Source organism: Caballeronia sp. NCF2, from assembly GCF_023631205.1.
GTDB classification, from domain to species: domain Bacteria; phylum Pseudomonadota; class Gammaproteobacteria; order Burkholderiales; family Burkholderiaceae; genus Caballeronia; species Caballeronia zhejiangensis.
Map to the genome: position 1 here is coordinate 1 of NZ_JALQDN010000142.1, position 240 is coordinate 240.

At 69.6% G+C, this 240-nt stretch carries 1 protein-coding gene; it reads right to left on the reverse strand.

The window, feature by feature from the left end; all coding sequences use genetic code 11:
- On the reverse strand, positions 1 to 240 hold a 240-nt coding region (locus NCS02_RS36250; protein ID WP_250523716.1), incomplete at both ends, for a rhodanese-like domain-containing protein.

The window sequence follows — 240 nt, forward strand, 5'->3', positions numbered from 1 at the left end:
GTGCGGCTCGATGCGCGACTGTTCGAGGTCGTGCCAGAAGCGGAACGTGTGCGATCCGCCCGACAGCGTCTTGACGTCGGCGAAGCCCCGCTGCACGAGGCTGCGGTAGGCGAGGTAGCTGCGGAAGCCGACGGCGCAGTACAGGCGCACGGGCACGGAGGGGTCCCAACTCACGCTCGCCTCGCGCAGCGTCGGCAGCGGCACGTTCTCGGCGCCCGGGATGTGCCAGATGTCGTACTC